Source organism: Halobellus sp. H-GB7, assembly GCF_030848585.1.
GTDB lineage: Archaea > Halobacteriota > Halobacteria > Halobacteriales > Haloferacaceae > Haloquadratum > Haloquadratum inordinatus.
Window position 1 is genome coordinate 126,209 of sequence record NZ_JAVDDW010000006.1, and the last position, 25,932, is coordinate 152,140.

The 25,932-nt window shown below is 65.2% G+C and carries 27 protein-coding genes and 3 tRNA genes; 18 read left to right on the plus strand and 12 right to left on the minus strand.

Going from position 1 to position 25,932, the window contains the following annotated elements:
• Window positions 1-158 precede the first annotated feature (158 nt).
• The 5 genes from RBH22_RS11740 to RBH22_RS11760 all read left to right on the plus strand — a co-directional run bounded on the left by RBH22_RS11740 (window position 159) and on the right by RBH22_RS11760 (window position 3,589).
• The gene (locus tag RBH22_RS11740; RefSeq protein WP_306677590.1) at window positions 159-464 is read left to right on the plus strand and encodes a hypothetical protein; all 306 of its coding nucleotides are present in this window, start codon (window positions 159-161) and stop codon (window positions 462-464) included.
• Between the two features lie 2 nt (window positions 465-466).
• Window positions 467-805: a hypothetical protein gene (locus RBH22_RS11745; RefSeq protein WP_306677591.1), complete on the plus strand. Its 339-nt coding sequence runs from the start codon at window positions 467-469 to the stop codon at window positions 803-805.
• A gap of 55 nt (window positions 806-860) precedes the next feature.
• Window positions 861-1,463, plus strand: coding sequence for a helix-turn-helix domain-containing protein (locus RBH22_RS11750; protein WP_306677592.1), 603 nt, complete (start codon window positions 861-863; stop codon window positions 1,461-1,463).
• Window positions 1,460-1,960 (plus strand): hypothetical protein, encoded by a 501-nt coding sequence (locus RBH22_RS11755; protein WP_306677594.1) that lies wholly within the window; start codon window positions 1,460-1,462, stop codon window positions 1,958-1,960. The genes RBH22_RS11750 and RBH22_RS11755 overlap by 4 nt, the downstream gene beginning before the upstream one ends.
• 732 nt (window positions 1,961-2,692) lie before the next feature.
• Entirely contained in the window at window positions 2,693-3,589 is an 897-nt protein-coding gene (locus RBH22_RS11760; protein ID WP_306677595.1) for a DNA-binding protein, read from the plus strand.
• 230 nt (window positions 3,590-3,819) lie between these two features.
• Here RBH22_RS11760 and RBH22_RS11765 read toward each other — a convergent pair whose 3' ends face one another.
• The 3 genes from RBH22_RS11765 to RBH22_RS11775 form a co-directional block, all read right to left on the minus strand.
• Entirely contained in the window at window positions 3,820-4,797 is a 978-nt protein-coding gene (locus RBH22_RS11765; RefSeq protein WP_306677596.1) for a hypothetical protein, read from the minus strand.
• Between the two features lie 55 nt (window positions 4,798-4,852).
• A complete protein-coding gene (locus tag RBH22_RS11770) occupies window positions 4,853-5,488 on the minus strand; it encodes an IS6 family transposase (RefSeq protein ID WP_306677597.1) in 636 nt (211 codons plus the stop codon).
• Window positions 5,489-5,658: 170 nt separating this feature from the next.
• A complete protein-coding gene (locus RBH22_RS11775) occupies window positions 5,659-6,294 on the minus strand; it encodes an IS6 family transposase (RefSeq protein ID WP_306677598.1) in 636 nt (211 codons plus the stop codon).
• Between the two features lie 101 nt (window positions 6,295-6,395).
• Here RBH22_RS11775 and mutS point away from each other — a divergent pair, with 101 nt between their 5' ends.
• The 6 genes from mutS (at window position 6,396) to RBH22_RS11805 (ending at window position 14,432) form a co-directional block, all read left to right on the plus strand.
• Complete coding sequence (gene mutS, locus RBH22_RS11780) at window positions 6,396-9,155, plus strand: DNA mismatch repair protein MutS (protein WP_306677599.1); 2,760 nt, start codon at window positions 6,396-6,398, stop codon at window positions 9,153-9,155.
• An 85-nt stretch (window positions 9,156-9,240) separates the two neighbouring features.
• Entirely contained in the window at window positions 9,241-9,762 is a 522-nt protein-coding gene (locus RBH22_RS11785; protein ID WP_306677600.1) for an NUDIX hydrolase, read from the plus strand.
• Entirely contained in the window at window positions 9,759-12,194 is a 2,436-nt protein-coding gene (mutL, locus tag RBH22_RS11790) for a DNA mismatch repair endonuclease MutL (protein ID WP_306677601.1), read from the plus strand. The genes RBH22_RS11785 and mutL overlap by 4 nt, the downstream gene beginning before the upstream one ends.
• Window positions 12,195-12,278: 84 nt before the next feature.
• Entirely contained in the window at window positions 12,279-13,238 is a 960-nt protein-coding gene (kdgK1, locus tag RBH22_RS11795; protein ID WP_306677603.1) for a bifunctional 2-dehydro-3-deoxygluconokinase/2-dehydro-3-deoxygalactonokinase, read from the plus strand.
• A gap of 10 nt (window positions 13,239-13,248) precedes the next feature.
• Window positions 13,249-13,971, plus strand: coding sequence for a DUF6663 family protein (locus RBH22_RS11800; RefSeq protein ID WP_306677604.1), 723 nt, complete (start codon window positions 13,249-13,251; stop codon window positions 13,969-13,971).
• 32 nt (window positions 13,972-14,003) lie between these two features.
• Window positions 14,004-14,432, plus strand: coding sequence for a CopG family ribbon-helix-helix protein (locus tag RBH22_RS11805; protein ID WP_121569013.1), 429 nt, complete (start codon window positions 14,004-14,006; stop codon window positions 14,430-14,432).
• A gap of 101 nt (window positions 14,433-14,533) precedes the next feature.
• Here the strand turns inward: RBH22_RS11805 and RBH22_RS11810 are convergent, their stop codons facing one another.
• Complete coding sequence (locus RBH22_RS11810; protein ID WP_306677605.1) at window positions 14,534-15,022, minus strand: zinc ribbon domain-containing protein; 489 nt, start codon at window positions 15,020-15,022, stop codon at window positions 14,534-14,536.
• Window positions 15,023-15,254: 232 nt separating this feature from the next.
• Here RBH22_RS11810 and RBH22_RS11815 point away from each other — a divergent pair, with 232 nt between their 5' ends.
• Window positions 15,255-16,082, plus strand: a complete 828-nt coding sequence (locus RBH22_RS11815; RefSeq protein WP_256546354.1) for a ZIP family metal transporter — start codon at window positions 15,255-15,257, stop codon at window positions 16,080-16,082.
• A 227-nt stretch (window positions 16,083-16,309) separates the two neighbouring features.
• Here RBH22_RS11815 and RBH22_RS11820 read toward each other — a convergent pair.
• A tRNA-Ile gene (locus RBH22_RS11820) sits at window positions 16,310-16,384 on the minus strand.
• A gap of 111 nt (window positions 16,385-16,495) precedes the next feature.
• Window positions 16,496-16,568 (minus strand) — tRNA-Asn (locus RBH22_RS11825).
• 155 nt (window positions 16,569-16,723) lie between these two features.
• Between RBH22_RS11825 and cca the strand changes: the two genes are divergently transcribed.
• Window positions 16,724-18,142, plus strand: a complete 1,419-nt coding sequence (cca, locus tag RBH22_RS11830) for a CCA tRNA nucleotidyltransferase (RefSeq protein ID WP_306677606.1) — start codon at window positions 16,724-16,726, stop codon at window positions 18,140-18,142.
• Between the two features lie 34 nt (window positions 18,143-18,176).
• On the opposite strand, the gene RBH22_RS11835 is transcribed toward cca, so the two are convergent.
• The 4 genes from RBH22_RS11835 to RBH22_RS11850 form a co-directional block, all read right to left on the minus strand.
• On the minus strand, window positions 18,177-19,193 hold the full coding sequence (locus RBH22_RS11835) for a histone deacetylase (RefSeq protein ID WP_256546356.1): 1,017 nt from the start codon (window positions 19,191-19,193) through the stop codon (window positions 18,177-18,179).
• A 2-nt stretch (window positions 19,194-19,195) separates the two neighbouring features.
• Window positions 19,196-19,627, minus strand: a complete 432-nt coding sequence (locus RBH22_RS11840) for a histone (protein ID WP_121569007.1) — start codon at window positions 19,625-19,627, stop codon at window positions 19,196-19,198.
• Between the two features lie 135 nt (window positions 19,628-19,762).
• Entirely contained in the window at window positions 19,763-21,247 is a 1,485-nt protein-coding gene (locus tag RBH22_RS11845; protein WP_256287745.1) for a single-stranded DNA binding protein, read from the minus strand.
• A 347-nt stretch (window positions 21,248-21,594) separates the two neighbouring features.
• The gene (locus RBH22_RS11850; protein WP_306677607.1) at window positions 21,595-22,092 is read right to left on the minus strand and encodes a hypothetical protein; all 498 of its coding nucleotides are present in this window, start codon (window positions 22,090-22,092) and stop codon (window positions 21,595-21,597) included.
• A 176-nt stretch (window positions 22,093-22,268) separates the two neighbouring features.
• Between RBH22_RS11850 and RBH22_RS11855 the strand changes: the two genes are divergently transcribed.
• Window positions 22,269-22,341: transfer RNA gene (locus RBH22_RS11855), tRNA-Arg, on the plus strand.
• 193 nt (window positions 22,342-22,534) lie between these two features.
• On the opposite strand, the gene RBH22_RS11860 is transcribed toward RBH22_RS11855, so the two are convergent.
• Entirely contained in the window at window positions 22,535-22,762 is a 228-nt protein-coding gene (locus RBH22_RS11860) for a hypothetical protein (RefSeq protein ID WP_121569004.1), read from the minus strand.
• A 187-nt stretch (window positions 22,763-22,949) separates the two neighbouring features.
• Between RBH22_RS11860 and RBH22_RS11865 the strand changes: the two genes are divergently transcribed.
• Window positions 22,950-23,612, plus strand: coding sequence for a DUF309 domain-containing protein (locus RBH22_RS11865; protein WP_256287747.1), 663 nt, complete (start codon window positions 22,950-22,952; stop codon window positions 23,610-23,612).
• Between the two features lie 54 nt (window positions 23,613-23,666).
• A complete protein-coding gene (locus tag RBH22_RS11870; protein ID WP_256287748.1) occupies window positions 23,667-23,951 on the plus strand; it encodes a hypothetical protein in 285 nt (94 codons plus the stop codon).
• A 27-nt stretch (window positions 23,952-23,978) separates the two neighbouring features.
• On the opposite strand, the gene azf is transcribed toward RBH22_RS11870, so the two are convergent.
• Window positions 23,979-24,764, minus strand: a complete 786-nt coding sequence (gene azf, locus RBH22_RS11875; protein WP_256287749.1) for an NAD-dependent glucose-6-phosphate dehydrogenase Azf — start codon at window positions 24,762-24,764, stop codon at window positions 23,979-23,981.
• Window positions 24,765-24,949: 185 nt separating this feature from the next.
• On the opposite strand from azf, the gene RBH22_RS11880 reads away from it, so the two are divergent.
• Together RBH22_RS11880 and RBH22_RS11885 are read left to right on the plus strand one after the other, a co-directional pair.
• A complete protein-coding gene (locus RBH22_RS11880) occupies window positions 24,950-25,312 on the plus strand; it encodes a dihydroneopterin aldolase family protein (protein WP_121569001.1) in 363 nt (120 codons plus the stop codon).
• 84 nt (window positions 25,313-25,396) lie between these two features.
• A complete protein-coding gene (locus RBH22_RS11885; protein ID WP_256287750.1) occupies window positions 25,397-25,891 on the plus strand; it encodes a DUF5790 family protein in 495 nt (164 codons plus the stop codon).
• Window positions 25,892-25,932: the final 41 nt, after the last annotated feature.

Sequence of the window (25,932 nt, forward strand, 5' to 3'; positions counted from 1 at the left end):
ACATCCGGCCCTTGTTGCGTAGAGTGTTGGTTAACAACTGAGTAGCGTCATTTCCCGTCTCCCTCGGCACCGCCCTCACCGAGGATCGCTCCACAAGGGGTTTTATCAGCGCCATGGGGACCGAGGCGCGTAGGTGAGCGTGCCGGAGTTGATATCACATGACGGGTCCGGACAGGTACGACGATGCATCGCGCGATCACGAACGGTTCGAGAACGAGCAGGTAGCCCACGATCGGGACGCTGCCCGGATCGAGACCGCCGACATCGACGAGGCCCATGCATGGATGGTCGTCGAGGAACTCATCGGCCAGGACGTGGTCACGCCAGTCGCGGAGTCACAATCCTTGGTCCATGAGCCATCGGGCGAATCATTCCGTTCAGAGAAGGCGCTCGCCCTCTTTCACAAGGGTTGGAAGGCGGGGTACGATGCCGCAGCGGAGAGACGAGATGAGGAGCCGCGGTAAACGTGCAGCAGACACTCTCCGGCTGTGCATTCTGCGATGCGTTGCCCGGCTCTGAATTAGGCGAAGCGCGTACTTGGGGGAAGGACGACCTCGTTACACACCTGATCTGCGTCGACTGCGCAATCCAAGAGCGGCCAGATCCCGAAGATACCGACCACCATGCCTGCGACGGGTGTGGGCTTATCGTCGACGCCCTCCCAGCGCTCACGTCGTTCCGCGTGGCAATCGGCCATCTCGTGGGGACGTTGCACCTCTGTGCGCGGTGTAGTCCCGGTGGGCCCGCGACGTACTGGACGCGGGATCTCGATGAGCATCTCGTCGCTCGCTCCCAGTCCGGATAGACTGACCACAACACTCTTTACTGATTCGCTGTAAACTGTAAACACTCAATTGCCCATGTCACGGACTTCAAACCGAGCCAACGGCGACGTCATCCGCGACTTCCTCTCAGTCGCGGACCTCCTCGAGGAGCCACAGCTCGCCCAACTGTACGCGTATGTCGCTCGAGAGGAGGAAGCAACCGTCCAAGAGGTGATGGACGCCCTCGACCTTGCGCAGGGAACTGCCTATACCTACGTGAACCGGCTCGTCGACGCCGGCGTCCTCGAGACGACGACTGACGAGCAACCCCGGACGTACGTCGCCCGCGACATCGAACTAACCGTCACGGCCGCCGACGGCGGTCGCGAGTACACAATCACGCCGGCACTCATCGACGCCGTCGGGCGGCGAGCCACTGACGCCGACATCGACACGTACATCGATCGGCATGGAATCGCTGGCCTCGCGACGGCGCTCACCTACACCGTCGACCGAGAACGTGGCGAGATCACGCATCGCTTGATGGCCCGCGATCTCGATATCTCGCCGCTCGCCGCCGAGATCATCCTCCAGGCGCTCCGCCCCGTCGTTCACGAGCACTTCGACGTCGAGGAGTCGGGCGCGTCGGTCGCGGATATCGAAGGTGTCGACCGGGATGTCGTCGGCGACGACGCGTGAGCGCCATCCACATCGCTGATACCGGTTTGTTCGTCGCGATGGGCCAACCGTCGAACCGTCGGTATCAGGTCGTCCGGACGTTTGCACGCCGGAACGACATGGCGTTCGTGCTCCCGGAACGCGTCTACGACGAATTGACCGTCAATGCGCCCGACGTCAAGACACCGCCGATCGACACGGCGATCGACGAAGGGTGGGCGCACGTCGCAGAGCCATTGGAATACTCACATAGACTGGTTTCGAGGACGATGGACGGTGTGCAGCGATACATCGCGAACGCGGATGATCGTCCAGCTGACGAAATCGAACGTGCAGATCCAGCGCTGTCAGGGGTCGCCGCCCAGGCGTTCGTCAACGGGACCGCAGATCACGCCTACATATATACGACGGATACACTTGCTGGCGAGGGAGCCGAAACCGTCTTCGCCAGAGAGGGCTACGGCGATTCAGTCACGTACGTGAACGGCTTCCGCTTCGTCGAAGATCTTCTGGAGTAGTCCGCCCCTCGGCGAGTCCTCATACTGGTTACTGTGGATCAAAATTCGATAGCAGCCCGTCAGCGATGGCCGTTACCGACTCGAAAGCCCTCGGCCGCTCAGCATCCCGCGACCCACGCTGCGCGCCTCGTGCCTGCGGTGCTTACGGAGTCGGGGGAGGACCGAGACGACCTCGCCCTTTCTGAGCCCACCAGGATGTCGGCTGTGTGACTGAGCGTCGAGCCCGGTTGAACAGGTTCTTTGTTACGGCACGCCCCGCGCGCCGCTGCCGCCCTCCGCGTCGCTCGCGACCGACCATTCCGGGCGTTCGGGCGCTCTCCGCACCGCGAGCGCCCGTTCCGGGCTAAAATGAATGTGCCCTCGACGCCAGCGGGTATCCCCGTCGGTTGCGCCCCTCGCGGGCTTTCGCGTTCCATGGCTTTGTGCCGCCTGCGCTGTCGCGCGCCACACCGCGGCGCGCGTGCTCGGCGACAGTCGCCCTGGACACGATCCCGCAGTCCGGGCCGGACACGAGCGGGCATATCCCGCTGGACGCTTGCTCCGGGCGGGTCGGCGCGCGGTTCTGGTTGGGTGACCTTCCTTTGGCGCTCTCGCTCGCGCCCCAGGGGGCGCTCACGAAGGCGCGAGCGAGAGCGCGTAGATGGTTCTGTCGGGCGTTGTCGTCGAAGAACCGCGATGTAGCAGCATCGCGGTGTCGGGCGCTGAGCGCCTTCGGAATTTTGGAGAATTCCAATGTCAAGTAAGAACGTTACCAGTGAAGTAGTTTCGGTCGATGAACAGGCATTCGAAAAAGCGGATGAAGTGGCGGTCGATGAAGAGGGCTTCGAGGTCGTCGATGAGACCCCAGAGTTCCAGGCGACGGTGCAGATGGAGGTGCAGGCAAAGGTCGATGCGAACCACCCGGATGGGATGGTCGACACCAGTGAAGAGCGGATCTACGGTGCGACCCTCGAACAGGAAGAGCGCATTCGGGCGCGGGAGGCTGAACTGGATCGCATCAGTGCCAAGGCAGAGATGGGGACGCAAGAAGGTCGGGAGAAGCGGACGCGAGACATCGCAGCGAAGCGGAGCGCTGAGCGGCGTGCTGAGTTCCAGAAGCGGGCGACGAGCGTGGACCCGTGGGCGGACCCAGAGCGGGACGACCCTCGTGCAGAACTGACGCAAGAGCAGTTGGCGGCGGTGAACAAGCAGTCGATGCGGCTGGCGGAGAAGCTGGATGGCTGGTCGCGAGCAGCGATTGGTCGGCGGCTGGGTGAAGCCGTAGTTGGTGGGAAAGACCTGACGAGTGCAGTCGTCGGGGTGTTCGAGGAGTTGCAGACGGCTCCTGGGACGGTGGTTCCCATCGGGATGCTCGAGGACGTCAATCGCAAAGAGGTGAGCATCGAAGGTACTGTGACGGTACTCTGGGAGAGCAACTCTCCGGCCATTCAACAAGTCGGTCTCATCGAAGACGACAGTGGGCGGACGAAGTTCACCAGCTGGAAAGCGTCAGATGCCCCCTGGATCGAAGAGGGCGAGCGCGTGCGGATTCACGGGGCGGCGAAGAACTGGTATAACGGGCGCGTCTCAGTGGCCCTCACTGGGTGGAGCACCGTGATGTTCCCAGAACGCGGTCGGTGGTGGGAATAGCCGATCATCGCGACTCTCTTTTTTGCTACGTGCCGGACCGACCCAGACCCCACCTCCCCACCCTCCGCTCCGTGCTCGCTTCGCTGCGCGCGCAGCCACGACCTCACCTCTAAATCAAGGCCAGTAGAGAGTTTTTGGATGAAGTAGCAGAATCACACGGTCAGACGGTGTATTCAGGTGGGTGAAATTAAGCGAGGAATCAGCGAGTTTGCAGATATACCAGCAGGTGTTCAGGACAACTCCTCGGTCTCGTTGAAGACAATAATGCCCTCGTCGGATCGCAGTTTAGCTTGGACATCATCCTCTGAAATGTCTCCCATTGAAATTCCGGTGACCATTTTGAATAATTCCGGTGTCGTAATCAGCTGCAGGCCACGAGAATCAAGATAGGCTTCCCGCTGCTCGTCTAATTGGACTCGCCGTTCGGATGGGTTACGGTCACGCTGATGATTGATGACTAACAGCCCAGTAATCTCCTCGTCGTAATCATTCTGGTTGTTATCCACCCAAGTCTGCAGCTGTCTGAGTTTGCTTTCTTTTATACCACCAGTCGTCCCTGTGATCTCCAGCATGACCTTTCTATCCGCCAAATCAATTGCGCCATCACGCCGACCGGGGACTTCCTCCTCGATTGTAAGACCAGCGTCCTGAAGTGCGATGTAAACAATTTCTTCAAGTTCGTCGCCCTGCTCCCACAAGAGTTGCTTATACGCTTGAGCATGAGCTAGCTCGCGTTGAAGCCGTTCGATCTCGGCTTCAAGCTCCTCTTCCCTCGGCGCTTGATAGTCACCTAGCCAATCTGGTTGACGGCCGACTGTGTTGAGATCAACATCAGGGTAAAGCTCGTCCATTACCTGATAGCTGAAATCTTGAAAACCTCGCCCATCGAGAAGTGGGATCAAGTAGATCGTTCCCCATTCCGGAGCAAGACCCGTTGTTCGCGCCCCCCTCGCCTGATTGGCTGTAAATTTGAGGGCTAAAGCCTGCCGATAGCCGTTATCCACAAGCGACTCGAATCTGAACCGTACGCCCTCTGCGTCTCCTCCACCGCTCAAGAACGACAAATCCCAGTCAAACTGATCTTGAAAGTACCAGCTCCACTCATCCGTGACCGAGTCCGCATCAACTGATTGCCCACCCGAATCTTCGGCTTCAATCTCGAACGGCAGCCAGTTTAAGAAGTTCAGCACTGGCGTACCTGCGAACATCGAGTCATCGCTTATTGGTTCGGGAGGAACCCAGTCTTGGTTTTCACGGTAGTGTTCAGATTAGCTGGTTCCATGCGAAGGCGAACGCTTGAAGCCAATTTTCGACAGTGTCTGCTTCGGCGTGGCTAAAACAATTTGAGAACTGATTTGTTCGGCGTTTTAGTTCTCGGAAGACACGTTCGACGCTATTCCGATTACCATGTTTTTCATATCTGTAATCGAGGCCGTGTCGATGGAGTGCCGCTTGCAGCCACGGTGCAGAATCGACGAGAAAGAGCGCATCATCGACGAGATGTTTCTCGCGGAGTTCCGCAAGGAACATCTCGGTAATCGCTTGATTTCTCGTCGGAGAAAGCTTAATATGCAGCAAGCGGTTCGTTTCGGGATCGACCGCAGCGTACAGCCAGAACCGTTCGTCATTGAGTTGGATCACGGTCTCGTCGACCGCAACGTGATCCGGGTCGGCACCATCTGTGGGCTGTAGATCGGCCTTCTGCACCCAGTTATGAACGGTGGAGCGACAACGATCGACACCCAAACTATCAAGGATAGAGATGGTATTCGAAAGTGATAGTCCAGCCAAGTGAAGTCGAATACCGAGCTTCATCGCTGGCTCGGGTGTCGACTCTCGCTCCACAAATCCTAACTCGAAGCGGTTGCTACCACCGTTGAGGCGTGCGATTTCGAGCATTGATCACTCAAAAATCGCACCGCCTCATCCTTCATCCTTATCTGAACACCGCCCACAAACAGTCCATACTATCGTAGCAGTTGCAACTGATTGCGCACCCGATCGCACGACAGCGTCTGATCGGGTGAGTGAAGACTTGTAAATGCTACTATCGGCACTCACGGCATTGTTCAGATTAGCTGATTGAAGCAGACGGCGAATGCTTGGAGCCACGTTTCTGCTGTGTTCGGATTAGCGTGTCTGAAGTGATTTGCGAAGGCTTCAGTTCGGCGTTTCAGCTCTTTAAACACGCGCTCGACGGCATTCCGATTCCCGTGGGTGACGTGTTGGAATCGGAGCGAGTGGCGATGGCAGGCCGCCTGCAGCCAGGGCGCGCCATCGACCAGAAAGATCGCGTCGTCGACGAGATGTTTCTCGCGCAGTTCCGCGAGGAACATCTCGGTCAGCGCTTGGGTCCTGGTCGGGAAGAGCCGCACGTGCAGCAGGCGGTTCGTGTCAGGATCGACTGCTGCAAACAGCCAGTAGCGCTGGTCATTCACTCGAATTACGGTCTCATCAACCGCAACGTAATTCGGGTCGTGACCCCCTGTTGGCTGTAGATCGGCCTTCTGAATCCAGTTGTGAACTGTAGAGCGACATCGTTCGACACCCAGGCCAGCGAGGACTGAGACGGTATCCGACAGCGATAACCCCGCCAGATGCAGTTGGATACCCAGCTTCATCGCGGGCTCGGGTGTCGCCTCTCGCTCCACAAACTCTAACTCCGGAAAGTCGCTACATTCGATGAGGCGGTCTGGTTCTTGCATAGGCACCAACGAACTACGACCGCCTCACTTTTCGATCTTATCTGAACAGTGCCGCCCGCCCACACCGCAGCGTTTTATCCGCGCGCAGCCCAGGTGCGCGTATGGCCTCGCAGGGAATCGTCGAGGAGTTTCTCTCTCTAAAATCCGACACCGACGCGGATGTCCTGACGATGCAGTGTGGCGACTTCTACGAGTTCTTCGCCGACGACGCCGAACTGGTCGGTGACGAACTCGATCTGAAGATCTCCGAGAAGTCCTCGCACGGGTCGTCGTATCCGATGGCTGGCGTCCCCGTCGACGACCTCACACCATATTTAAAAGCACTCGTCGAACGCGGCTACCGAGTCGCCGTCGCCGACCAGTTCGAAGACGACAGCGGCGACCATTACCGAAGCGTCACGCGGATCGTCACGCCCGGCACGCTCTTAGAGACCGACGACGCCGACGCGCGCTATATCGCCGCAGTCGTCGGCGAGACGAGCGGAACGAGTGACGAGCGCCGATCCACCGGCGGCGTCTCGGGTTCCGACGACGACGGCATCGGCCTCGCTTTCGCCGACGCGACGACCGGACAGTTCCTCGTGACGGTCGCCGACGACGCCGACGACGCGCTCTCGGAACTCTATCGGTTTGGGCCGGTCGAGATCCTTCCGGGCCCTGACGTCCGCGGCGACGACGCGCTCACCCGCCGGCTTCGCGAGGAGACCGACGCGACCGTCTCGCTCTTCGAGGCCGACGCCTTCGCACCGGGACGCGCGAAACACCGCCTCCGCGAGCACTTCGGCCGCGAGACGCTCGACAGCGTCGGCCTCCAGCGCGACTCGGCGATCCGCGCGGCGGGCGCGGCCCTCCGCTACGTCGAGGAGACCGGCGCGGGCGTCCTGCCGTCGATGACGCGCCTGCGCTCGTTCGAGACGAACGAGCACCTCGAACTCGATTCGACGACGCAGCGGAACCTCGAACTCACGGAGACGATGCAGGGCGACCGCGACGGCACCCTCGTCGACACGATCGACCACACGGTGACGAGTCCGGGCGGGCGACTCCTCCGCGAGTGGGTGACCCGTCCGCGACGCGACCGCGCGGAACTGACGCGCCGACTCGACGCGGTTGAGGCGCTCACCGCGGCCGCACTCGCCCGCGAACGCGTCCGCGAGGCGCTCGACGGCGGCTACGACCTCGAACGGCTGGCTGCCCGGGCGGCGTCCGGCAGCGCCGACGCTAGCGACTTGCTGGCCGTCCGCGATACGCTCGGAATCCTGCCGGACGTCGCCGACGCTATCGAGGGGTCACGCCTCGAATCGTCGCCGCTCGCCGCAGTCGCCGACCGGCCCGACCGTGATGCGGCCGGCCGTCTCCGCGAAGAACTGGCGGCGGCGCTCGCCGACGACCCACCGAAGACGGTGACGCAGGGCGGCCTGTTCCGCCGCGGCTACGACGACGAACTCGACGACTTGCTGGACCGCAACGAGGACGCACAGGAGTGGATCGACACGCTCGCCGAACGCGAGAAGCGCCAGCACGGCCTCACCCACGTCACCGTTGATCGGAACAAGACCGACGGGCACTACATCCAGGTCGGCAAGTCGGTCGCCGATCAGGTGCCCGAGCACTATCGGGAGATCAAGACGCTGAAGAACTCCAAGCGGTTCGTCACCGACGAACTGGAGGAGCGCGAGCGGGAGATTCTCAGATTAGAGGAGGCCCGCGGCGATCTGGAGTACGACCTCTTCTGTGACCTTCGCGAGCGGGTCGCCGACCACGCCGAACTCCTGCAGGACGTCGGTCGCGCTCTCGCCGAGGTCGACGCGTTGGCGTCGCTCGCGACGCACGCCGCCGGTAACGACTGGACCCGTCCGGAACTGACCGAGCCGGGACCGCTGCAGATCGACGCCGGTCGCCACCCCGTCGTCGAGCAGACGACCGAGTTCGTCCCCAACGGCGTCCGAATGGACGGAGATCGGGAGTTCCTGATCGTCACCGGGCCGAATATGAGCGGGAAGTCGACGTATATGCGGCAGGTCGCGCTCGTCACGCTGCTCGCACAGGTCGGGAGCTTCGTCCCGGCGCGCTCGGCGACGATCGGCGTCGTCGACGGCATCTACACCCGTGTCGGCGCGCTCGACGAACTCGCGCAGGGCCGCTCGACGTTCATGGTCGAGATGCAGGAACTCTCGAACATCCTGCACTCGGCGTCGGAAGATTCGCTGGTCATCCTCGACGAAGTCGGGCGCGGCACCGCGACCTACGACGGCATCTCGATCGCGTGGGCCGCGACGGAGTATCTCCACAACGAGGTCCGCGCGAAGACGCTCTTTGCGACGCACTACCACGAGCTCACGTCGCTGGCGGACCACCTCGATCGCGTCGCGAACGTCCACGTCGCCGTCGACGATGCGGGTGACGACGTGACGTTCCTCCGGACGATCGAGGACGGTCCGACAGATCGCTCCTACGGCGTCCACGTCGCGGAGTTGGCCGGCGTCCCCGACCCGGTCGTCTCCCGCGCGGACGCGGTGCTCGCGCGCCTCCGCGCCGAGGAGGCGATCGAGGCCCGCGGAAGCGGTGGCGGCGATAGTGAGCCGATGCAGGCCGTCTTCGACCTCTCGGCCGGCCAGTTCGTCGACGAGACGGCGAGCGCGGAGGCGACCGACGGCGGTCGGACGGGCGAGGAGAACGCGGCGGCCGATGCGTCGACCACCTCTGCCGCAGACCCCGACGCCGACCCGTCGCGGCCGGCCGCAGTCGACCCGGAACTGGACGATATCGCCGCCGAACTGACGGAACTGGATCTGAACGATATGTCCCCGATCGACCTGATGACGACCGTTCAGGAGTGGAAGCAGCGGCTGGACGAGTAGAGCGCGCCCGACGGGCCGGCCGTCGCTATCGCCACGACCGGTAACGATTAGGGCGCATACGACCAGTACCCGGATAGCAAATGTGTTGGGACGAGCGACCGCGCTGTCTGCTGTCGGGCCGAATCGGCCGTTCGACGCGGTGCGAGGCGACCACCTCACGGCAGGGAGTGCCGACGTGACCGACGCCGACGACCACCTGGAGGCGACGATCAGTCAGCGAGGCGTCCTCTTCGCCGCCTCGGGCGACGTGCTCGTCGTCCGCCGGAGCACCGACGGCGGGTGGGAACTCCCCGGCGGCCGGCTCGAACCGTACGAGGACGCGCCCGACGGGATCCACCGCGAGATCGTCGAGGAGACGGCGCTCGACGTTCACGTCGGCCGGCCCATCCACACGGCGTCGTGGCGAAACGACACCGACCAGGGACGCTTCGCGGTCTACTACTGGTGTGCGGTCCCCGCCGGACTCGACGTCGTCGCCGACGATCCAGTCCAGCTCAGCCACGAACACTCGACGCACGCGTGGCTGTCGCCGGAAGCGGCCGCCGACCGACTGAGCGCGGTACAGTCCGAGGCAGTTTTGACGGCGACGGAGGTCTACGACCCGTGAGCGGAGACGACGCCGCGGGCGATGCCGCAGACGCCGATCCGACGCCGACGATCCGCGCGCTCGACGAGCAGACCGTGCGACAGATCGCGGCCGGCGAGGTCGTCGAACGGCCCGCGTCGGTCGTGAAAGAACTCCTCGAAAACAGCCTCGACGCCGGCGCAGATCGCATCTCCGTCGCGGTCGACGCGGGCGGCACCGAGGGCGTTCGCGTCCGCGACGACGGCGTCGGGATGGACCGCGAGGCGGTCCAGCGCGCGGTCGAAGAACACACCACGAGCAAGATCGACGACATCGACGACCTCGAAGCCGGCGTCGGAACGCTCGGGTTCCGCGGCGAGGCGCTCCACACGATCGGCGCGGTCTCGCGGGTGACGATCCGGACGAAGCCCCGCGGTGGCGACGGCGTCGGCACGGAACTCCGCGTCGAGGGCGGCGAAGTAACGGACGTGAGCGCCGCGGGCTGCCCCGAGGGGACTGTCGTCGAGGTCGACGACCTGTTCTACAACACCCCCGCCCGCCGGAAGTTCCTGAAGACGACCGCGACGGAGTTCGATCACGTCAACACCGTCGTCACGCACTACGCGCTCGCGAACCCGGACGTCGCCATCTCCTTAGAACACGACGACCGCGAGGTGTTCGCGACCGAGGGCCGCGGGAGCCTCCAGTCGGCGGTCCTCTCGGTGTACGGCCGCGAGGTCGCCGAGTCGATGATCCGCGTCGAACACGGCCCCGATGCGGGGCCGATCGAGCGCGTCACGGGACTGGTCAGCCATCCGGAGACGACCCGAAGCACTCGTGAGTACCTCTCGACGTTCGTCAACGACCGGTACGTCACCGCCCGCGTCCTCCGGGAGTCGGTCCTCGACGCCTACGGCGGCCAGTTGGCCACCGACCGCTACCCCTTCGCGGTCCTGTTCGTCGACGTCCCCGCCGACGCGGTCGACGTGAACGTCCACCCGCGGAAGATGGAGGTCCGCTTCGGCGACGAGGCGGGCGTCCGCGAGGCCGTCACCGACGCCGTGCGGACCGCGTTGCTCGACGAGGGGCTGATCAGGTCGACGGCGCCTAGAGGCCGTTCAGCACCCGCGGAGACCGCGATCGAGCCCGAATCGCCCGACTCGGAGGTGCGCGGCGGCGCGGGACACAGCCCGCAGCCGAGCAGTGGAGACGACGCCGGGGACGCGGTAGCCGACAGCACCACCGCTAGCGACGAGGCGCTGCGGTCCTCCGAGGTCGGGCGAGCGCGCGACAGCAGCTCCGAAACAGGTGATCTGGACACCACCTCGGACGAGCGTCTCGACGCCGACCGCTTCGCGGATCGCGGCGACGACCGCTCGGGGGACACCGGAGACGGCACCGACAGCTTCGACACCGACAGCGACGGCTTCGATCGCGACCGTGACAGCGGCGACGGCGACGACCGCGCTCAGACGGTCGATCCGACGGACGAGGACGCCTGGACTGTCACCGACGCTGGCAGCGAACGAGAGCGCGGCCGCGACGATCGTCCGCCCGCCCGCGACTCCCGGACCTCGACGTCGGATCAATCGACGTTCGGCGAGTCGGAGGCTGATTCGATCGGGGAGTCGTCGCGGACCGCTACGCCACCGGGAACGGCTGCTGATCCGACGGAGACGGCGCGGAGCGCAGACACGGACTCCCGATCGAGCGGTGATTTCGACGTCGACGACGCCCGCGGCACGGCCCGCGACGAGCGCTCGGACGCCTCACAGCCGCGCCTGACGGGCATCGTCGGGCCGACGACCCAGCGCGACCTCCACGGTGAGGCGGCGACGCTCGAACCCGACTTCGACTCGTTGCCGTCGATGCGGATCCTCGGCCAACTCCACGATACCTACGTCGTCGCCGAGACCGACTCGGGGATGGTGCTCGTCGACCAGCACGCGGCCGACGAGCGGGTGAACTACGAGCGCCTCCAGTCCGAACTCGACGGCGACGTCGCCACACAGGCGCTCGCGGACCCCGTCGAACTCGAACTCACCGCGCGCGAGGCGGCGCTGTTCGAGGAGTACCGCGAGGCGCTGGAGTCGCTTGGCTTCCGCGCCGAACGCGCCGACCAGCGCACCGTCGCAGTCGAGGCTGTCCCCGCGGTGTTCGCGGAGGCGCTCGATCCCGAACTCCTGCGCGATACGCTCACGGCGTTCGTCGCCGAGGACGGCGACGGCGGCGCGGAGACGGTCGAGGCAGTCGCCGACGACCTGCTTGCGGACCTGGCGTGTTACCCTTCCGTGACCGGCAACACCTCGCTCACCGAGGGCTCAGTCGTGGATCTGCTGGAAGCGCTCGACGACTGCGAGAACCCCTACGCGTGTCCCCACGGCCGCCCAGTCGTCGTCGCGATCGACGGCGACGAGATCGGCGATCGCTTCGAGCGCGACTACCCGGGACACGGCGGCCGGCGGGACGCCTGATCTTCCGTCTTCGGTTCCTACTCTCCTGAGCGCGGAGACTGTTCATCTCCGGAACTTATGTATCCCCTCGGAGAACGAGCGGGTATGGCGGATATCGTGACTTTCGGCGAGACGATGCTCAGACTCTCGCCGCCGCGGGGCGAGCGCCTCGAACGGACCCGCGAACTCGACGCGCGAACGGGCGGGGCAGAGAGCAACGTCGCCGTCGCGGCCTCACGGCTGGGCTGTGACGCGGCGTGGGTCTCGAAACTCCCCGACTCGCCGCTCGGCCGACGGATCGTCTCCGAACTGCGCAGCCACGGCGTCCAGACGGACATCGCGTGGGACGACTCCGAGGACGCGCGCCTCGGGACGTACTACCTCGAACACGGGGGCGAACCCCGCGGCACCGACGTGATCTACGATCGGACGGACGCATCGGTGACGACTGCGACGCCGGACGAACTGCCGGCGACCGCACTCGACGGCGCGGCGTTCTTCTACACGAGCGGGATCACGCCGGCGCTCTCGTCGACGCTCACGAAGACGACCGACGCGCTGCTCCGGGCGGCCGGACGAGCGGGCGTAACCACCGCCTTCGACCTGAACTACCGCTCGAAGCTGTGGACGCCCGAGGAGGCGAAAGCGGGCTACGAATCGTTGTTTCCGCACATCGACGTGCTCGTCGCGGCCGAGCGCGACGCGGCCACCTGCCTCGGTCGGGACGGCGATCCCGTCGAGGTGGCAAACGGCCTCCTGCACGACTTCGACTTCGAGACGGTCGTCCTCACTCGCGGCGAAAACGGCTCGCTCGCCGTCCACGAGGGAGAGGTGTTCGAACAGGCAGTCTACGACGCGGACACTTTCGACGCCATCGGCACCGGCGACGCCTTCGTCGGCGGCTATCTCGCCGAGCGCGTCGCCGGTGGCGACGTTCCCGACGCGCTCGCACACGGGGCGGCGACGGCGTCGCTGAAGCGCACCGTCGACGGCGACCTGGCAGTCGTCACGCCCGCCGAAGTCGAACGCGTCGTCGCCGAACAGGGTGGCGGCATCTCGCGGTGATGAGTGCGTGATGGATCTGAAGACGAGCGACCGATACCGCGTTCTCGGCCGCCCTCGCGACCCCGACGAACTCCTGCTCGTCGAGGCCGACGACTTCGACGACGCCGCCGCAGTGGCTGCCGATTCCGACGATGCAGACGCCGCAACTGTCGACTCCGAGGAGGAGGCAGCGCGGGCAGACTCCGGCCCCGACGAAGCGTTCGCCCCGACGTACGTCGACACCACCGGCTACGACGGTGCACTCGCTGATGCCGTCGCGTCGCTCCGCGCGGGCACGCTCGTCGACGCGACGCTCGCGTGGTCCGACGGCGACCCGCGGTTCGAATCGATCGACGTCGTCGCCGACTCCGTCTTCGAGTTCTACGACGGCGTCACCGGGATCTTCGAGGCGGCCAAACAGACGTGGATGGTCGCCGAGGCCGACAACGCGGCGATGAACGGCCGCGTGACCAAGAACACCGACGGCGAACCCAACGGCGCGCTCTACGTCTTCGCTAAGCAGGCCGGCGCTCGCGACCTTTTCGAGGAGTTTCGCACCGGTGTCACGCCGCTGGACCCGCTCGTGCGCCGCGCCGATCGCGGCGAGTCGATCCCGCCCGAGACGGAGCAAGCCCGAGCGGTGTTCGTCCTTCGGCCCGCGGACGAACCGTTCCTCGTCGTCTACGTGGTCTTTCGTCGCGACGGGGTGTTGGCTGAGACTCTCCGATCGACGTACGGCGCCCCCGATTCCTAGGAATTAATATCCGACGGCCTCTGAGTTAATATATGACCGTCGTCAGCGTCTCGATGCCCGAAGCGTTGGTCGAGCGAATCGACGCCTTCGCCGAAGAGCACGGCTACACCGGCCGGAGCGAGGTCGTCCGCGAGGCCTCGCGGAATCTGCTCGGAGAGTTCGAGGACAAACGACTGGAAGATAGAGAACTGATGGCCGTGGTGACGGTCGTCTTCGAGTACGAGACGACGAACGTCGAAGAGCGGATGATGAAACTCCGCCACGAGTACGAGAACCTCGTCGCCTCGAACTTCCACAGTCACGTCGGCGAGCACCGCTGTATGGAACTGTTCGTCCTGGAAGGGGGTCTCGAAGACATCTCCACGTTCGTCGGCAAGATCCGCGCGACGAAAGACACGCTCAGCGTCGATTACTCGGTGATGCCAGTCGACGAGTTCAGCGGCATTCCGACCGAAGAGTAATAGCGATTATCGTACGTCTCGATAGATTTCTCGCCGGACGATACGGCGAGAATCTCCGAACAGTTACGTAATCCCTATAAGAACCGGCCGCGGTACGCTCCTCACTCGGTGCGCCGCGGTCCGTCGGCCAACCGCGTCGTACACCACGGACAGAAGTCCAGATCCGGGTCCAACTCCTTCCCGCAGTGAGGACACGTCTCCTCGGCGTCCGCCGTCACCGTCTCGCCCGTCGACGTCGGGGTGTCAGCCGCCGCCCCGTCGACGTCGTCGCGGCCGTACTCGCCACCCGTCGCCGCCCGACGAGCGTCAGCAACCCGCGATCGGTGCTGTCGGCTCCGGGCGAGGACGTACGCGTCGGCGACGCTCGCGACGCCGACTATCAGGACGGGCGCGAGCGTCGCCGGATCGCCGCCGCCGTCGAGAAGCGTCCGTGCGGCCTCAGGTGGCACGAACAGCACCGACGTGGCAACCGCGGCGGCGAACCATCCGAGCCCACGCTTCCACCGTCTGAGGTAGAAGTGTCCGAGCCCGGTGGCGAGCGTGCCGAGGAACGCCGCGAGCCACGGCCGCTTCTCCCGCTGGCTACTCATACGTACACTTTCGGACCCGACCGATTAGGTCTTGTGGGTTTTCGATCTCTCTCATACGATCCACCGCCGGGAGCGACGCTCCCACGTGGAAGCCGATGATATAAGCCCCTCGCCGACGAGTCGTCTGCTATGGCTTCCTGTCGGACGGCTCTCACGACTCCTGCTCGTCTCCCTAGACGGCAGCGACACCACGGCGCTACGGGACTGATTCGACCCGGCGTGGGGAGCTGACATGCTCGCTGATACGTTCGTCGAGCTGTTCGGCTCGAACCCGATCGTTCACGGCCTCGTCGGCGGCCTCGTGATCGCGGGGATGAATCTCCTCGGCGCGTCGCTCGTGTTCGTCTGGCGGGACCCGTCCGAACGGGCGCTCGATGGGGCGCTCGGATTCGCCGCCGGGGTGATGCTCGCAGCCAGTTTCACGAGCCTCATCATTCCGGGGATAGAGACGTACTCGAACGGCAATCCGATTCCGGTCCTCGTCGGTCTCCTCCTCGGCGCGCTGTTTCTCGACCGTTCCGACGGCCTCGTTCCGCACGCGCACTTCCTCCTGACGGGACGTCGCCGAGCAGACGCGGCGGACCCGGGCGAGTCGCTACCGCTTACCGACGACCGACTCGCGCCCGTGGTCCTGTTCATCCTTGCTATCACGCTGCACAATATGCCCGAGGGGCTCGCTGTCGGTGTCGGATTCGGCAGCGGCGACGTCGCGGGCGCGATCCCCCTGATGCTCGCGATCGGCATCCAGAACATCCCCGAGGGACTGGCCGTGTCCGTCGCCGCCGTCAACGCGGGACTCAATCGGCGTACATACGCCGTCTTCACCGGCATTCGATCGGGTCTCGTGGAGATCCCGCTGGCGGTTCTCGGTGCCTACGCCGTCCAGACAGTCTCGGTCTTGCTCCCCTACGCGATGGGCTTCGCTGCCGGTGCGATGCTGTTCGTCATCAGTGACGAGATCGTCCCGGAGACACACGTCAGCGGCCACGAGCGCGTCGCGACGCTCGGGACGATCATCGGTATCGTCGTGATGCTGTATCTCGATGTCTCGCTCGGCTGAGCGGGCTCGGTGGTAATAAAAGATGGGCCCTGACGGATTCGAACTTCGGTCGCAGCAAAGCTGCTCCCTGATTCGATTCCGTCAGCGTTGCAGGCTCGGTCCTCGCTTCCGCTCGGACACTCGTATGGGCCCTGACGGATTCGAACTTCGGTCGCAGCAAAGCTGCTCCCTGATTCGATTCCGTCAGCGTTGCAGGCTCGGTCCTCGCTTCCGCTCGGACACTCGTATGGGCCCTGACGGATTCGAACCATCGACCACTCGGTTATGAGCCGAGCGCTCTAACCAGACTGAGCTAAGGGCCCGACGGTCTACCGTTCCGCGGTCTCCCTCTTAGACGTTATCGTTGTCGCGGCGCGGTTCTGCACAGTAGCAGTGACACTACCGGCTCACACGTCGACGTCGAGAGGAAGAAGCGCCGTCGCCAGGGCTCGAACCTGGGACCACCTCGTTAACAGCGAGGTGCTCTACCAACTGAGCTACGACGGCTCGTGCCTGCACACGAACGTACACCGAGGTAGTATGATAGGGCTTTCGTTTTCACCGCACGGATGCGAGGTACCGGCACAGTCGAGACGCCACACGGCGACTGTCCTGGGCGCATCGACACTCTTTCGCCGAGCCCACCCGAAGCGGTGACAACGATGGTCGATGCCGACGAGAGACGCCAGGTGATCGAACGCGTCCGCGAGCGGATCACGCCCGACGCCGCGGAGCGCGAGGCGATGCGGGCCGCAGTGGCGTCGCTCACCGAGCGCGTCGAAGCCGAACTCGCCGAGCTCCCGGTCGAGGGCGACGTCGTTCAGGTGGGATCGACGGCTCGCGGGACGTGGCTCGCCGGCGACCGTGACATCGACCTGTTCGTCCGGTTCCCGCCGTCGCTCGACCGCGAGACGCTGGAGCGCTACGGCCTCGAAATCGGCAACGCAGTTCTCCCCGGAGGACACGAGGAGTACGCCGAACACCCCTACGTCACCGGCGAGTTCGAGGGCTTCGACGTCGATCTCGTTCCCTGCTACGACGTCGGCGAGGGGTCCGCGTTACAGTCGGCTGTCGACCGTACGCCACACCACAACGCCTATCTCCGGGCGCGCATCGACGACGACCTCGCGAGCGAGATGCGCGTGTTCAAACAGTTCCTGAAGGGCATCGGCGTCTACGGGAGCAATCTCCGGACCGAGGGCTTCTCGGGGTATCTCTCTGAACTGCTCGTTCTCGAACACGGCGACTTCGCATCGCTGCTTGAGGCGGCCGCAGACTGGCACCCGCCGGTCGTTTTCGACCCCGAGGATCACGGCTCGCAGTCTCACGACGACCCGCTCGTGATGGTCGACCCGACGGACCCGACGCGGAACGTCGCCGCGGTCTGCTCGGCCGCGAATCTCGCGCGTCTTCAGCACTACGCCCGCGACTTTCTCGACGACCCGCGCGCGGAACTGTTCGAGTCCGCGACACCGGCTCCGCTCGCCCCCGAGGCAGTTCGTACCCACGTCGACCGCCGCGGGACGACGCCCGTCGCGATCGTCTTCGACGCACCGGACATCGTCGACGATCAGCTGTACCCCCAGCTCAGAAAGTCACTGTCGGGAGTCCGCGACGAACTCGATCGCCGTGGGTTCGAGCCGATCCGCGCCGCGACGTTCGCCGACGAGCGCGCGGTGCTGTTCGTCGAACTCGCCCACCGGACGCTCCCGGCGATCGAACGCCACGACGGCCCGCCCGTGCACGTTCGCCAGCACGCTGAGGGCTTCTACGAGGCGTATGCGGACGACGGCGATGCGTACGCGGACGACGAGGAGGGACACGACGAGCCCGACTCGGACTCTGCTCCCGACGTCTACGGGCCGTTCGTCGACGGCGACCGATACGTCGTCGAACGGGCCCGCGAGTTCACTGACGCCGCCGAACTCCTCGCCTCCGAAGAACTGTTTACGGTCGGCCTCGGCGCGCGGATCCAGACCACACTGGAAGACGACTACGACGTGCTCGTCGACGACGCGGTCGCGACGCTCTGTGACGAATTCGGCTCGGAGTTAGCGGCGTATTTCGACCCGCAGCCATAGCGGTGGGCTGATCGCTGGCGTCGGGTTCGTCTCTTTACTCGTCGAGGCCGTGGGCCTTCCGGACGTCTTCGACCAACCGCTCGGTCTGTTCGTCGGGGTCGTCGTCGGGATCCATCGGCGAGCGGCCGTCGAAGGTCTCGTGGACGATCGCGACGCCCTCTGAGAGGGTGTCGAGGCCGTAGCCACCTTCGAGCACGAACGCAAGTCCTGCGTCGACGTCGTCGGTGAGCGAGCGGATCCGATCGGTTAGGAGAGCGTACCCTTCCGTCGAGACGCGCATTCGCGAGATCGGATCGTGCCGATGGGCGTCGAAGCCGGCGCTCACGATGAACAGATCCGGATCGTACCGCTCGATGGCGGGTCTGAGCACTTCCTCGACGACCAGAAGGTAGTCCTCGTCGCCTGCGCCCGCAGCGAGCGGAATGTTCAACGTCGTCCCGTCGCCGTCGCCAGTTCCCGTCTCGTCGACCTCACCGGTCCCCGGATAGAGTCCTTCCTCGTGGGCGGAGGCATAGAGGACGTCGCCCTGATCGTAGAAGATGTCCTGGGTGCCGTTGCCGTGGTGGACGTCCCAATCGAAGATGACTGCGCGGTCGACGTCCGCGTCCGGATCGTCGAGTACCGTCTGGGCGGCGACCGCCGCGTTGTTGATGAAGCAGAACCCCATCGCGTCGTCGGCGACGGCGTGGTGCCCGGGCGGGCGGCCGATCGCGAACGGCGTGTCGCGGCCGTCCGCGCCGTCGGCAGCCTCCCGGGCGGCCCACTGTGAGAGCCCCGCCGACGCGAGAGCGGCGTCCCAGGTGTCTTCGGACGCGACGGTGTCGGGATCCCAGTTGCCGCCGCCGTCGTCGCAGAACGAACTGATCTCGTCGACGTAGTCGGCGCCGTGGACGGCCGTCACCGACGACTCGTCGGCGGCGTCGGCTTCGACGTAGGACACGCCGTGTCGCTTCGCGAGCGCGCGGCGGATCGCGCGGAGTCTGTCGGCGGTCTCCGGGTGCCGGTCGCCGGTGTCGTGTGCGAGACAAGTCTCGCTGTAGCCGAACTGCATCGCTACTCGAAGAGGGCGAAGTACGTCTCGATGTCTTCGGCCTGAACCGTTCGCCGGTCCGCGTGCTGAGCCAGCGTCGCGGCCGCGCTCGCGACGTTGTCGGCGTAGTCTTCGAGGATGTCCGCGAGGGCGATCCGGGCATCCATCGAGACGCGGTACCGGTCGTCGATTTCGAGGCGGGCGATACGGTCGATCGGCGCGATCGGCAGTTCGAGTTCGCGACGACTGACGACCTGCTGGACGTCGAAGTCCTCGGCCATCAACGTCTTGCGGCCGTCTTCGGCCGCTTTCTCGGCGGCCTCGACGGCGAGCGCCGCCCCGTGTTCTTGGACGCGACGAGCGAGTTCCTCGGCTGCCCCGGAACTGACCCGGAGGTCGCCGGCTCTCCGTCGAATGATAGTGTCCACGGGGGCGAACGGCAACTCGACACTCATTACCAACATATGCGGTTCGACCGGCGTATAATCCTTTCCGTAGCGACCCCTGTGCCGCTCGCTGTCTGTCCGACGCCGTCGCTCGGCGGTTCTGCGCGGCGCGACTGGCGAACGTCGTCTCCGCTCCGTCGCGGCTTACTCCGTCCGCTCGACGTCGGCCGCGGTGATCGTTCCGTCGCTGACGGGGCCGGTAACGGTCACTTCCTCGCCCAGGCGGAGCGACTCGTCGGTTTCGACGCTTCGCGTCTCGGTCCCGTCGTCGAGGACGACCGGGCTTCCGGCCTGTACGACCGTGCCGGTGAACGTCTCGGTGCCGCCCGTCTCCGCGTCCGTGGTCGTCGTCTCCGCCGACTGGTCCGTGACTGTCGCGGCGACTGCGCCTGACCCCGACCCGTCGACGCTGGCCGCTCCGTCGCTCGCTGTGGTGTCGTCCGTATCGTTGCTACCGCTCGCCTCGAACGCGCCCAGTCCGGTCGACTGCGCTGCTTCGGCGGTAGTGTCGGCGGCGTCTTCCGGCGCGTCGTCCATCACGCTGATCGTCGATTGCCACCCGGCGGAGGCTTCGAGGTCGTCCTGCCAGCCGTCCTGAATCTCGACGTCCGTGAAGACGACGTAGTCCGCGAGGTCGATGTCGAGGTCGGCCTTCTCGCCCCAGAGTGCGACCCGGATGTCGCCGGTCTCGTCTTTGATTCGGACGTTCCGGACCTGTCCCTCGGAGCCGTCGTCGCGGTCGAACGTTCGCTTGGGATCGGTCTCGATGACGCCGCCCGCGATATCGGTGGTCTCGCCGAGTTCGAGCGCGTCGATGTCCGTCGTGTCGGGGACGTACTCGATCGCCTCGTCGAGGGCTTCGACCGCGCCGCGGTTCCCGACGTGGAGTTCGAGCGTGCCGTCGCGCTCTCTGACGTAGCCGTCGACGACTTCGACGGAGTCGCCGGTGTCGAACTCGGTCGCCAGATCGGCCTTCTCGTCCCAGAGCGTGACGCGCACGCGACCGGTCGGACCGCCGAGCGTCAGGTTCGCGACGCGGCCCTCCGAGCCGTCGTCGCGGTCGAACGTCCGGACGCTGTCGGTACTGAGTACGCGACCCTTCAGATTCACGTCCGAGAGCCCGAGCGCGAGGTCCTCGACGCGGTAGGTGTCGAGCGCCTCCACGTCGACTTCGGCGTCCGGGGCGGGTTCGACCTTGTCGACGTCGACTTCGACGCCGTTGTAGCCCTCTTTCGGACGCCCCGCCACGCGGAGCACCTGCCCGACTTCGAGCCTCTCGACGGCGTCTTCGGCCATACCGTCCCACATCGTGATCCGGATGCGGCCGGATTCGTCGGCGACTTCGACGTTGACGACGCTCCCGTCGTCGTCGTCGCCGTCGCGCTCGAACGTCCGGAGGTCGCCGACGCTCATCACCTTCGCGAGGAACTTCACGTCGTCCATCCCCGGTGCGACGTCGGCGACGCCCTCGACCTCCTCGTCGCGGAGTTCGTGGGCGATGAGCATCGCGGCGGTCTCCTCGTCGGCGAGGCCCCCCATCTGTTCGACCTTGTCCTCGACGGCGGCCTCGAACTCCTCGAAGTCGACGTCGGTGTCGAGGTCGTCGTACACGTCTTCGATTGCTCCCATCTACGCGACACCCCCATCGCGGCGACGGCCGTCGGGTTCGAGCGCGAAACCCGCGGGTCGAGCGGATACGGCCACAGGCATATCCACAGCCAGGGTAGGCCGCCGCTTAAGCGTTGTCTTGTCGGTGGTTCTGCGCCGTGTGCGGGCCGTCTCGCCGTCTCGCGGTTCCCCGATTTGCCCCCGTGATACGCGCTGTCTCCCCCGGTCGATCTCTGGCACGCGAGGTGTGGTTCCGTCCTCCTATATGAACGTTCGCTGGACCTGAACGTTCGATGCGCCCGTCGGTGCCGGTGCGCCATCTGTTCGCCACGTCGCCGGCGCGCCGTCTCCTCTCTGCCGGAACGCGGTCACTTCGTCACGTCCGCCACAGTCCGTCGCCCGTCGACGTCGTCGTGGACGACCTCCACACCGGTCGGCGCTGTGCCGCTCGTCTCGATATCGACCTCGTAGCCGAGATTCGTGAGCACTTCCGCGCACGCCTCTTTTTCTCCCTTCTCTTCGACGGCTGCGACGACGACGGTGACGACGCCCGTGTCGGCGTCGTAAGTGGTGTCCTGCAACCGCGGGACGGTACAGGCGTTCTTGCCGACGACGCAGCCGACGACCGAGATTTCGCCGTCGTCGCCGAACGAGACGGTCGCCGTGCCGGGCTCGGAGCACTCTTTTCGCGGTACCAACGTCGCTGTGATGTGATTCGTCGTCACGGTGGAACTGGGTGGCGTGTCTGTCTCGGTGGCTCCGTTCGCGGTGTCCGTCCCCGGTGTCGCCTGCTCTGAGCTGGTACAGCCGGCGACGGCGGTCGGGAGGGCGACTGCGAGGCCCGAGAGGACCGTTCGGCGCAGCATACTTTGTGATAGCACGTACCACCCAAAAGCGGTGTCGGAGGCTCAAACGGTCTCTTGTGTCACTCCTCGATCAGGCTTCGGGTTCGATTTGCCGGCCGACCGCAACCGTGTGTGTCGGTGCCGTAGTACCGTCGCATCGTAACCCTCATAAGTGAATGCGGAGTACGAAGAGATGAGTCCTGATAGGGTAGTGGACTATCCTCTTGGCTTGCGGAGCCAGGGACCGGAGTTCAAATCTCCGTCAGGACGTTTCTGCGAGACGCAACGCGACGAGCGGAGCGAGTCGTCTGCGCCGGTTCATACGACTATCGGAGGCTTGAGCAGCGAGCATCGCGAAGCGATGCGAGTGAGTTCAAATCTCCGTCAGGACGCTACATTTCACCGGCGCCACACGACGAGCACACGAGACGCCGCCTCTGAGAAAAAAGCTCGCCAGCGCCGCTCACTCGTCGTCGTAGCGCGACGGCGCGTCGGCGTCATCGTCGTCGAGTCGCCGCACGGAGGGCGTCGTCCGACGCCGGAGCCGGCGGGGGCCCGTCTCCTCGGACTCGCGCTCGTCGGCGTCGGCCGCCCACGACTCGTGACACGAGAGGCAGTAGTTCCCTCCGTAGCCGTTCGGGCGGACGAACTCGGTACCGCAGTCGAGACAGGTGACGTGCGCGCGGGTCATTGGCTTCGCCTCCGGGGCGGGGATGTGGGCTGTGTAGTCATATGCTGTTCACCTGTACGATAGTCCTGCAAGCGGATAAGTTCGTCACCCACTGTCACACTCCTGCTGGCACACTCTCGCTGGCATCGAGGAGGGCGGAATCCTGCCGAACGCCGAGTATTTACTCGCGCGACGACAACTTCCGACTGTGCAAGATGCGCTCCGGATCGGTATCGCGGTGTTCAACGCCGGCGACCATCGCGCCGCACACGACGCCTGGGAGGACCCGTGGCTCGACCTCGACGACGGGACGCCCGAGGAGCGACTGCTCCACGGGCTGATCCAGTACGCGGCGGCGGTACATCACTCTCGCCGGCGCAACTGGAGCGGGGCGCGCGGACTGGCCGAGAGCGCGGCGCAGTACCTCGCCGACGTCGACGCAGCGTCCCGGGACGTGAACGTCGCGGACGTGCGTGCGTATCTCCGGCGACTCGCCGCCGACCCGGAACTCGCCGAACGTCGTCGGCCGCCCGCGCTCCGTTACGACGGCGACGCGCTGGAGCCGACGGATCTCTCCTTCGAGCACGTCGCTGCCGCGGCAGCACTCCTGGCGCGCGAGTACGAGGCGTTCGAGGAATCGGTCGTCGACGACGCGATTCGGTACGCGCGATCAGAGGCGGACGAGAGCGACAGCCCCGACGGCGATTCGCCCGATACGGCGCTCGCGGCCTCGCGCTCGCGGGGTTTCGTCGGGATGCTGTTCGACTTCGCGGCCGACCGCGAGCGACGCGCGCTCGTCTACGATCGACTCCAGCGGCACGTCGAACGGCAGCGGAGCGAAGAGCGCGACGTCGCCGGGCTGTTCGACTGAACGCCCGAATCAGTCAAAAAATTGAACGACTGTCGGCGCGTACGACTCTCTGGTATGGTAATCCAAGACGATATCAAAGACGCCATCGGTGACGGGCGAGACGAGCTCGTTCGCGTGCTGGCGGCGCACGGCGTTCTCCCAACGATCGTCGAATCGGGTGGATCGAGCCTCGGCGGGCTCTCGTCGTCGCCGACGTTCAGACTGGAAACGTCAGACGGGACCAGCGTCGCCGACAGACAGACGCGCTCGAAGGTGGTCGACGCGCTCGGGATGTCCTCTGCGGACGACTGCGAGACGGTCCGCGAGGAGATACAGAGCCACGACGCCTGGGAGAACTGATCGTCTCGGTTCGACCGCGAGCGTGCCTCACTCCTCGACGACGCGTTCGTCCTCGCGCCACTCCGCGGAGTTGTCCTGCGGGTCGTAGCCGAGGACCTCCTTCGCGCGCTCGATGGAGTAGTACTTCCGGTCGTTGTCGGAGATGCCGTAGACGATCTCGTAGTCGTAGTCCGCCAGGATACAGCGCTCGAAGAGGTGCGCACAGTCGCGGTAGGAGAGCCACATCGCCTGCCCGCGCTCGTAGTCGATCGGGGGATGGCCCTCGGTGAGGTTGCCGATGCGGACGTTGACGACCGAGAGGTCGTGATGGTCGTGGTAGTACCGCCCGAGCACCTCGCCGGTCGCTTTGCTCACGCCGTAGAGGTTGCTGGGGCGGGGCAGCTCCGTCCCGTCCAAGCGGAACTCGTCTTCGGGTCGATACAATTCCGGCGTCCGCGCGTCCGTCTCGTACGCGCCGACGGCGTGATTCGATGAGGCGAAAGCGAACTTCTCGACGCCCGTCTCGACGGCCGCCTCGAACATCGTCTGCGTCCCGTCGATGTTGTTCTGCAGGACGCTGTCCCACGGCGCCTCTGGGCGCGGATCGCCCGCGAGGTGGACCACGGCGCGGCAGCCTTCGAGCGCCTCGTGAACCGCCTCGTCGTCGGTGACGTCCGCGACGAACACGTCGTCGTCGTCGACGCTCTCGGGACGCTTCGCGTCCGGCAGCGGCTCTCGGTCGAGCAGTCGCCAGTCGAACTCGGAACCGACGTGGCGGAGGATGGCCTGCCCGACGCGTCCGCCCGCCCCTGTCAGGAGAACCGGGTCGTCCATTCGAACGACCATCCGGGCAGGGAGGCCAAGAAACGTCCGATTCGCGCCCGTGACGGCGAGCCGACAGGTCTCGCTTCGGTTTTCTACGTCTCGGGGGTCGGCTGCCCCGCCCGGAGCCCATCCTGACTGGGCCGATCCGTCGCCGTAGCCGATAGTCCCTTAGCCCACGGCGACGGAGACCGGATATGACCGACGCGGGGCAGGCAGGGACGGATGCAGAGCGCGCGTGCTTCGAGGCGGGTATCAAGTTCGGCACGCTCTATCACCAGTTCGCGGGCACGCCCGTGAGCCCCCAGAGCGCCGAAAGCCTCGGCCGGGCGATGGAGGAAGCGATCGAGAACCAACCGTACTGCGTCGACGTCGACGTCGACGTCCGAACGGACCGCATCGCCGCAGAGTTGGAGGCGCAGTCGGCCGAGTACACGGAGCTGACCGGTCGCTTCGTCGACGTCGAGATGCGGATCGAGTACGAGGGCGTGACCGTCCGCACGCGGATGGAGATGGAAGGCGACTATCCGCTTATGAAACTCGTCGCGGTCGAGGAGTGACCGCGCCCGAGCGCGCATCAGCCGCACGATTTCACTTTCACTTTCGGGCGTGTTTTTAACCCCTCCCGCGTCGAAGCCGATGGTATGAGTAGCCAGAGCACACTCGGTGACGACGACCTGTTCGGAGAGGCTGCTGCAGAGATGCGCGAGGAGGTCGAGAGCCACCTCGCCGACGCGCGAGCGGAACTCCCCGATTCCGACGCGGTGTGGGACGCGGAGGCAGACAACGTCCTCGGGGTTCTCAACGCGCTCCGTTCGGCACTGGACGTCGGCGAGGCGGAAGAGCACCTCCGCCAGGCGAAGAAGACCTTCATCGTGGGCCAACGCGCGGAAGCCTTCGACGACCCCGACGCGATCGAAGCGCAGGTCGAGTCAGTCGAGGAACTCCTTGTGTCGCTCGCCGAGGCCGAAGACCTCGTCGGCGACCTCACCGGCACGATGCCGCAGGTCCGGAGCCAACTGCAGGAAGCGGCCGAAGCCGCCGAGAGTTCTGCGGCGGACGACGCGGCCGACAGCGACGAGGAGGCCGCAGACGAGGCCGACGCAGCGGACGCGAGTGCGGACGAGGCGGACGCATAGCGACCGCAATCCGGGCAGCCGCTCGGTGACACCGACGCGGC

Excerpts from the sequence above, each read along its gene's own strand:
- RBH22_RS11845 (WP_256287745.1), bottom strand. The coding sequence starts at position 21,247 with ATGGGAGCAATCGAAGACGTGTACGACGACCTCGACACCGACGTCGAC.
- RBH22_RS11750 (WP_306677592.1), top strand. The coding sequence starts at position 861 with ATGTCACGGACTTCAAACCGAGCCAACGGCGACGTCATCCGCGACTTC.
- RBH22_RS11835 (WP_256546356.1), bottom strand. The coding sequence starts at position 19,193 with ATGCAGTTCGGCTACAGCGAGACTTGTCTCGCACACGACACCGGCGAC.
- cca (WP_306677606.1), top strand. The coding sequence starts at position 16,724 with ATGGTCGATGCCGACGAGAGACGCCAGGTGATCGAACGCGTCCGCGAG.
- RBH22_RS11870 (WP_256287748.1), top strand. The coding sequence starts at position 23,667 with ATGGTAATCCAAGACGATATCAAAGACGCCATCGGTGACGGGCGAGAC.
- RBH22_RS11840 (WP_121569007.1), bottom strand. The coding sequence starts at position 19,627 with ATGAGTGTCGAGTTGCCGTTCGCCCCCGTGGACACTATCATTCGACGG.
- RBH22_RS11765 (WP_306677596.1), bottom strand. The coding sequence starts at position 4,797 with ATGTTCGCAGGTACGCCAGTGCTGAACTTCTTAAACTGGCTGCCGTTC.
- RBH22_RS11810 (WP_306677605.1), bottom strand. The coding sequence starts at position 15,022 with ATGAGTAGCCAGCGGGAGAAGCGGCCGTGGCTCGCGGCGTTCCTCGGC.
- RBH22_RS11775 (WP_306677598.1), bottom strand. The coding sequence starts at position 6,294 with ATGCAAGAACCAGACCGCCTCATCGAATGTAGCGACTTTCCGGAGTTA.
- RBH22_RS11800 (WP_306677604.1), top strand. The coding sequence starts at position 13,249 with ATGGATCTGAAGACGAGCGACCGATACCGCGTTCTCGGCCGCCCTCGC.
- azf (WP_256287749.1), bottom strand. The coding sequence starts at position 24,764 with ATGGACGACCCGGTTCTCCTGACAGGGGCGGGCGGACGCGTCGGGCAG.
- RBH22_RS11760 (WP_306677595.1), top strand. The coding sequence starts at position 2,693 with ATGTCAAGTAAGAACGTTACCAGTGAAGTAGTTTCGGTCGATGAACAG.
- RBH22_RS11740 (WP_306677590.1), top strand. The coding sequence starts at position 159 with ATGACGGGTCCGGACAGGTACGACGATGCATCGCGCGATCACGAACGG.
- RBH22_RS11880 (WP_121569001.1), top strand. The coding sequence starts at position 24,950 with ATGACCGACGCGGGGCAGGCAGGGACGGATGCAGAGCGCGCGTGCTTC.
- RBH22_RS11770 (WP_306677597.1), bottom strand. The coding sequence starts at position 5,488 with ATGCTCGAAATCGCACGCCTCAACGGTGGTAGCAACCGCTTCGAGTTA.
- RBH22_RS11805 (WP_121569013.1), top strand. The coding sequence starts at position 14,004 with ATGACCGTCGTCAGCGTCTCGATGCCCGAAGCGTTGGTCGAGCGAATC.
- RBH22_RS11885 (WP_256287750.1), top strand. The coding sequence starts at position 25,397 with ATGAGTAGCCAGAGCACACTCGGTGACGACGACCTGTTCGGAGAGGCT.
- kdgK1 (WP_306677603.1), top strand. The coding sequence starts at position 12,279 with ATGGCGGATATCGTGACTTTCGGCGAGACGATGCTCAGACTCTCGCCG.
- RBH22_RS11815 (WP_256546354.1), top strand. The coding sequence starts at position 15,255 with ATGCTCGCTGATACGTTCGTCGAGCTGTTCGGCTCGAACCCGATCGTT.
- RBH22_RS11860 (WP_121569004.1), bottom strand. The coding sequence starts at position 22,762 with ATGACCCGCGCGCACGTCACCTGTCTCGACTGCGGTACCGAGTTCGTC.
- mutS (WP_306677599.1), top strand. The coding sequence starts at position 6,396 with ATGGCCTCGCAGGGAATCGTCGAGGAGTTTCTCTCTCTAAAATCCGAC.
- RBH22_RS11850 (WP_306677607.1), bottom strand. The coding sequence starts at position 22,092 with ATGCTGCGCCGAACGGTCCTCTCGGGCCTCGCAGTCGCCCTCCCGACC.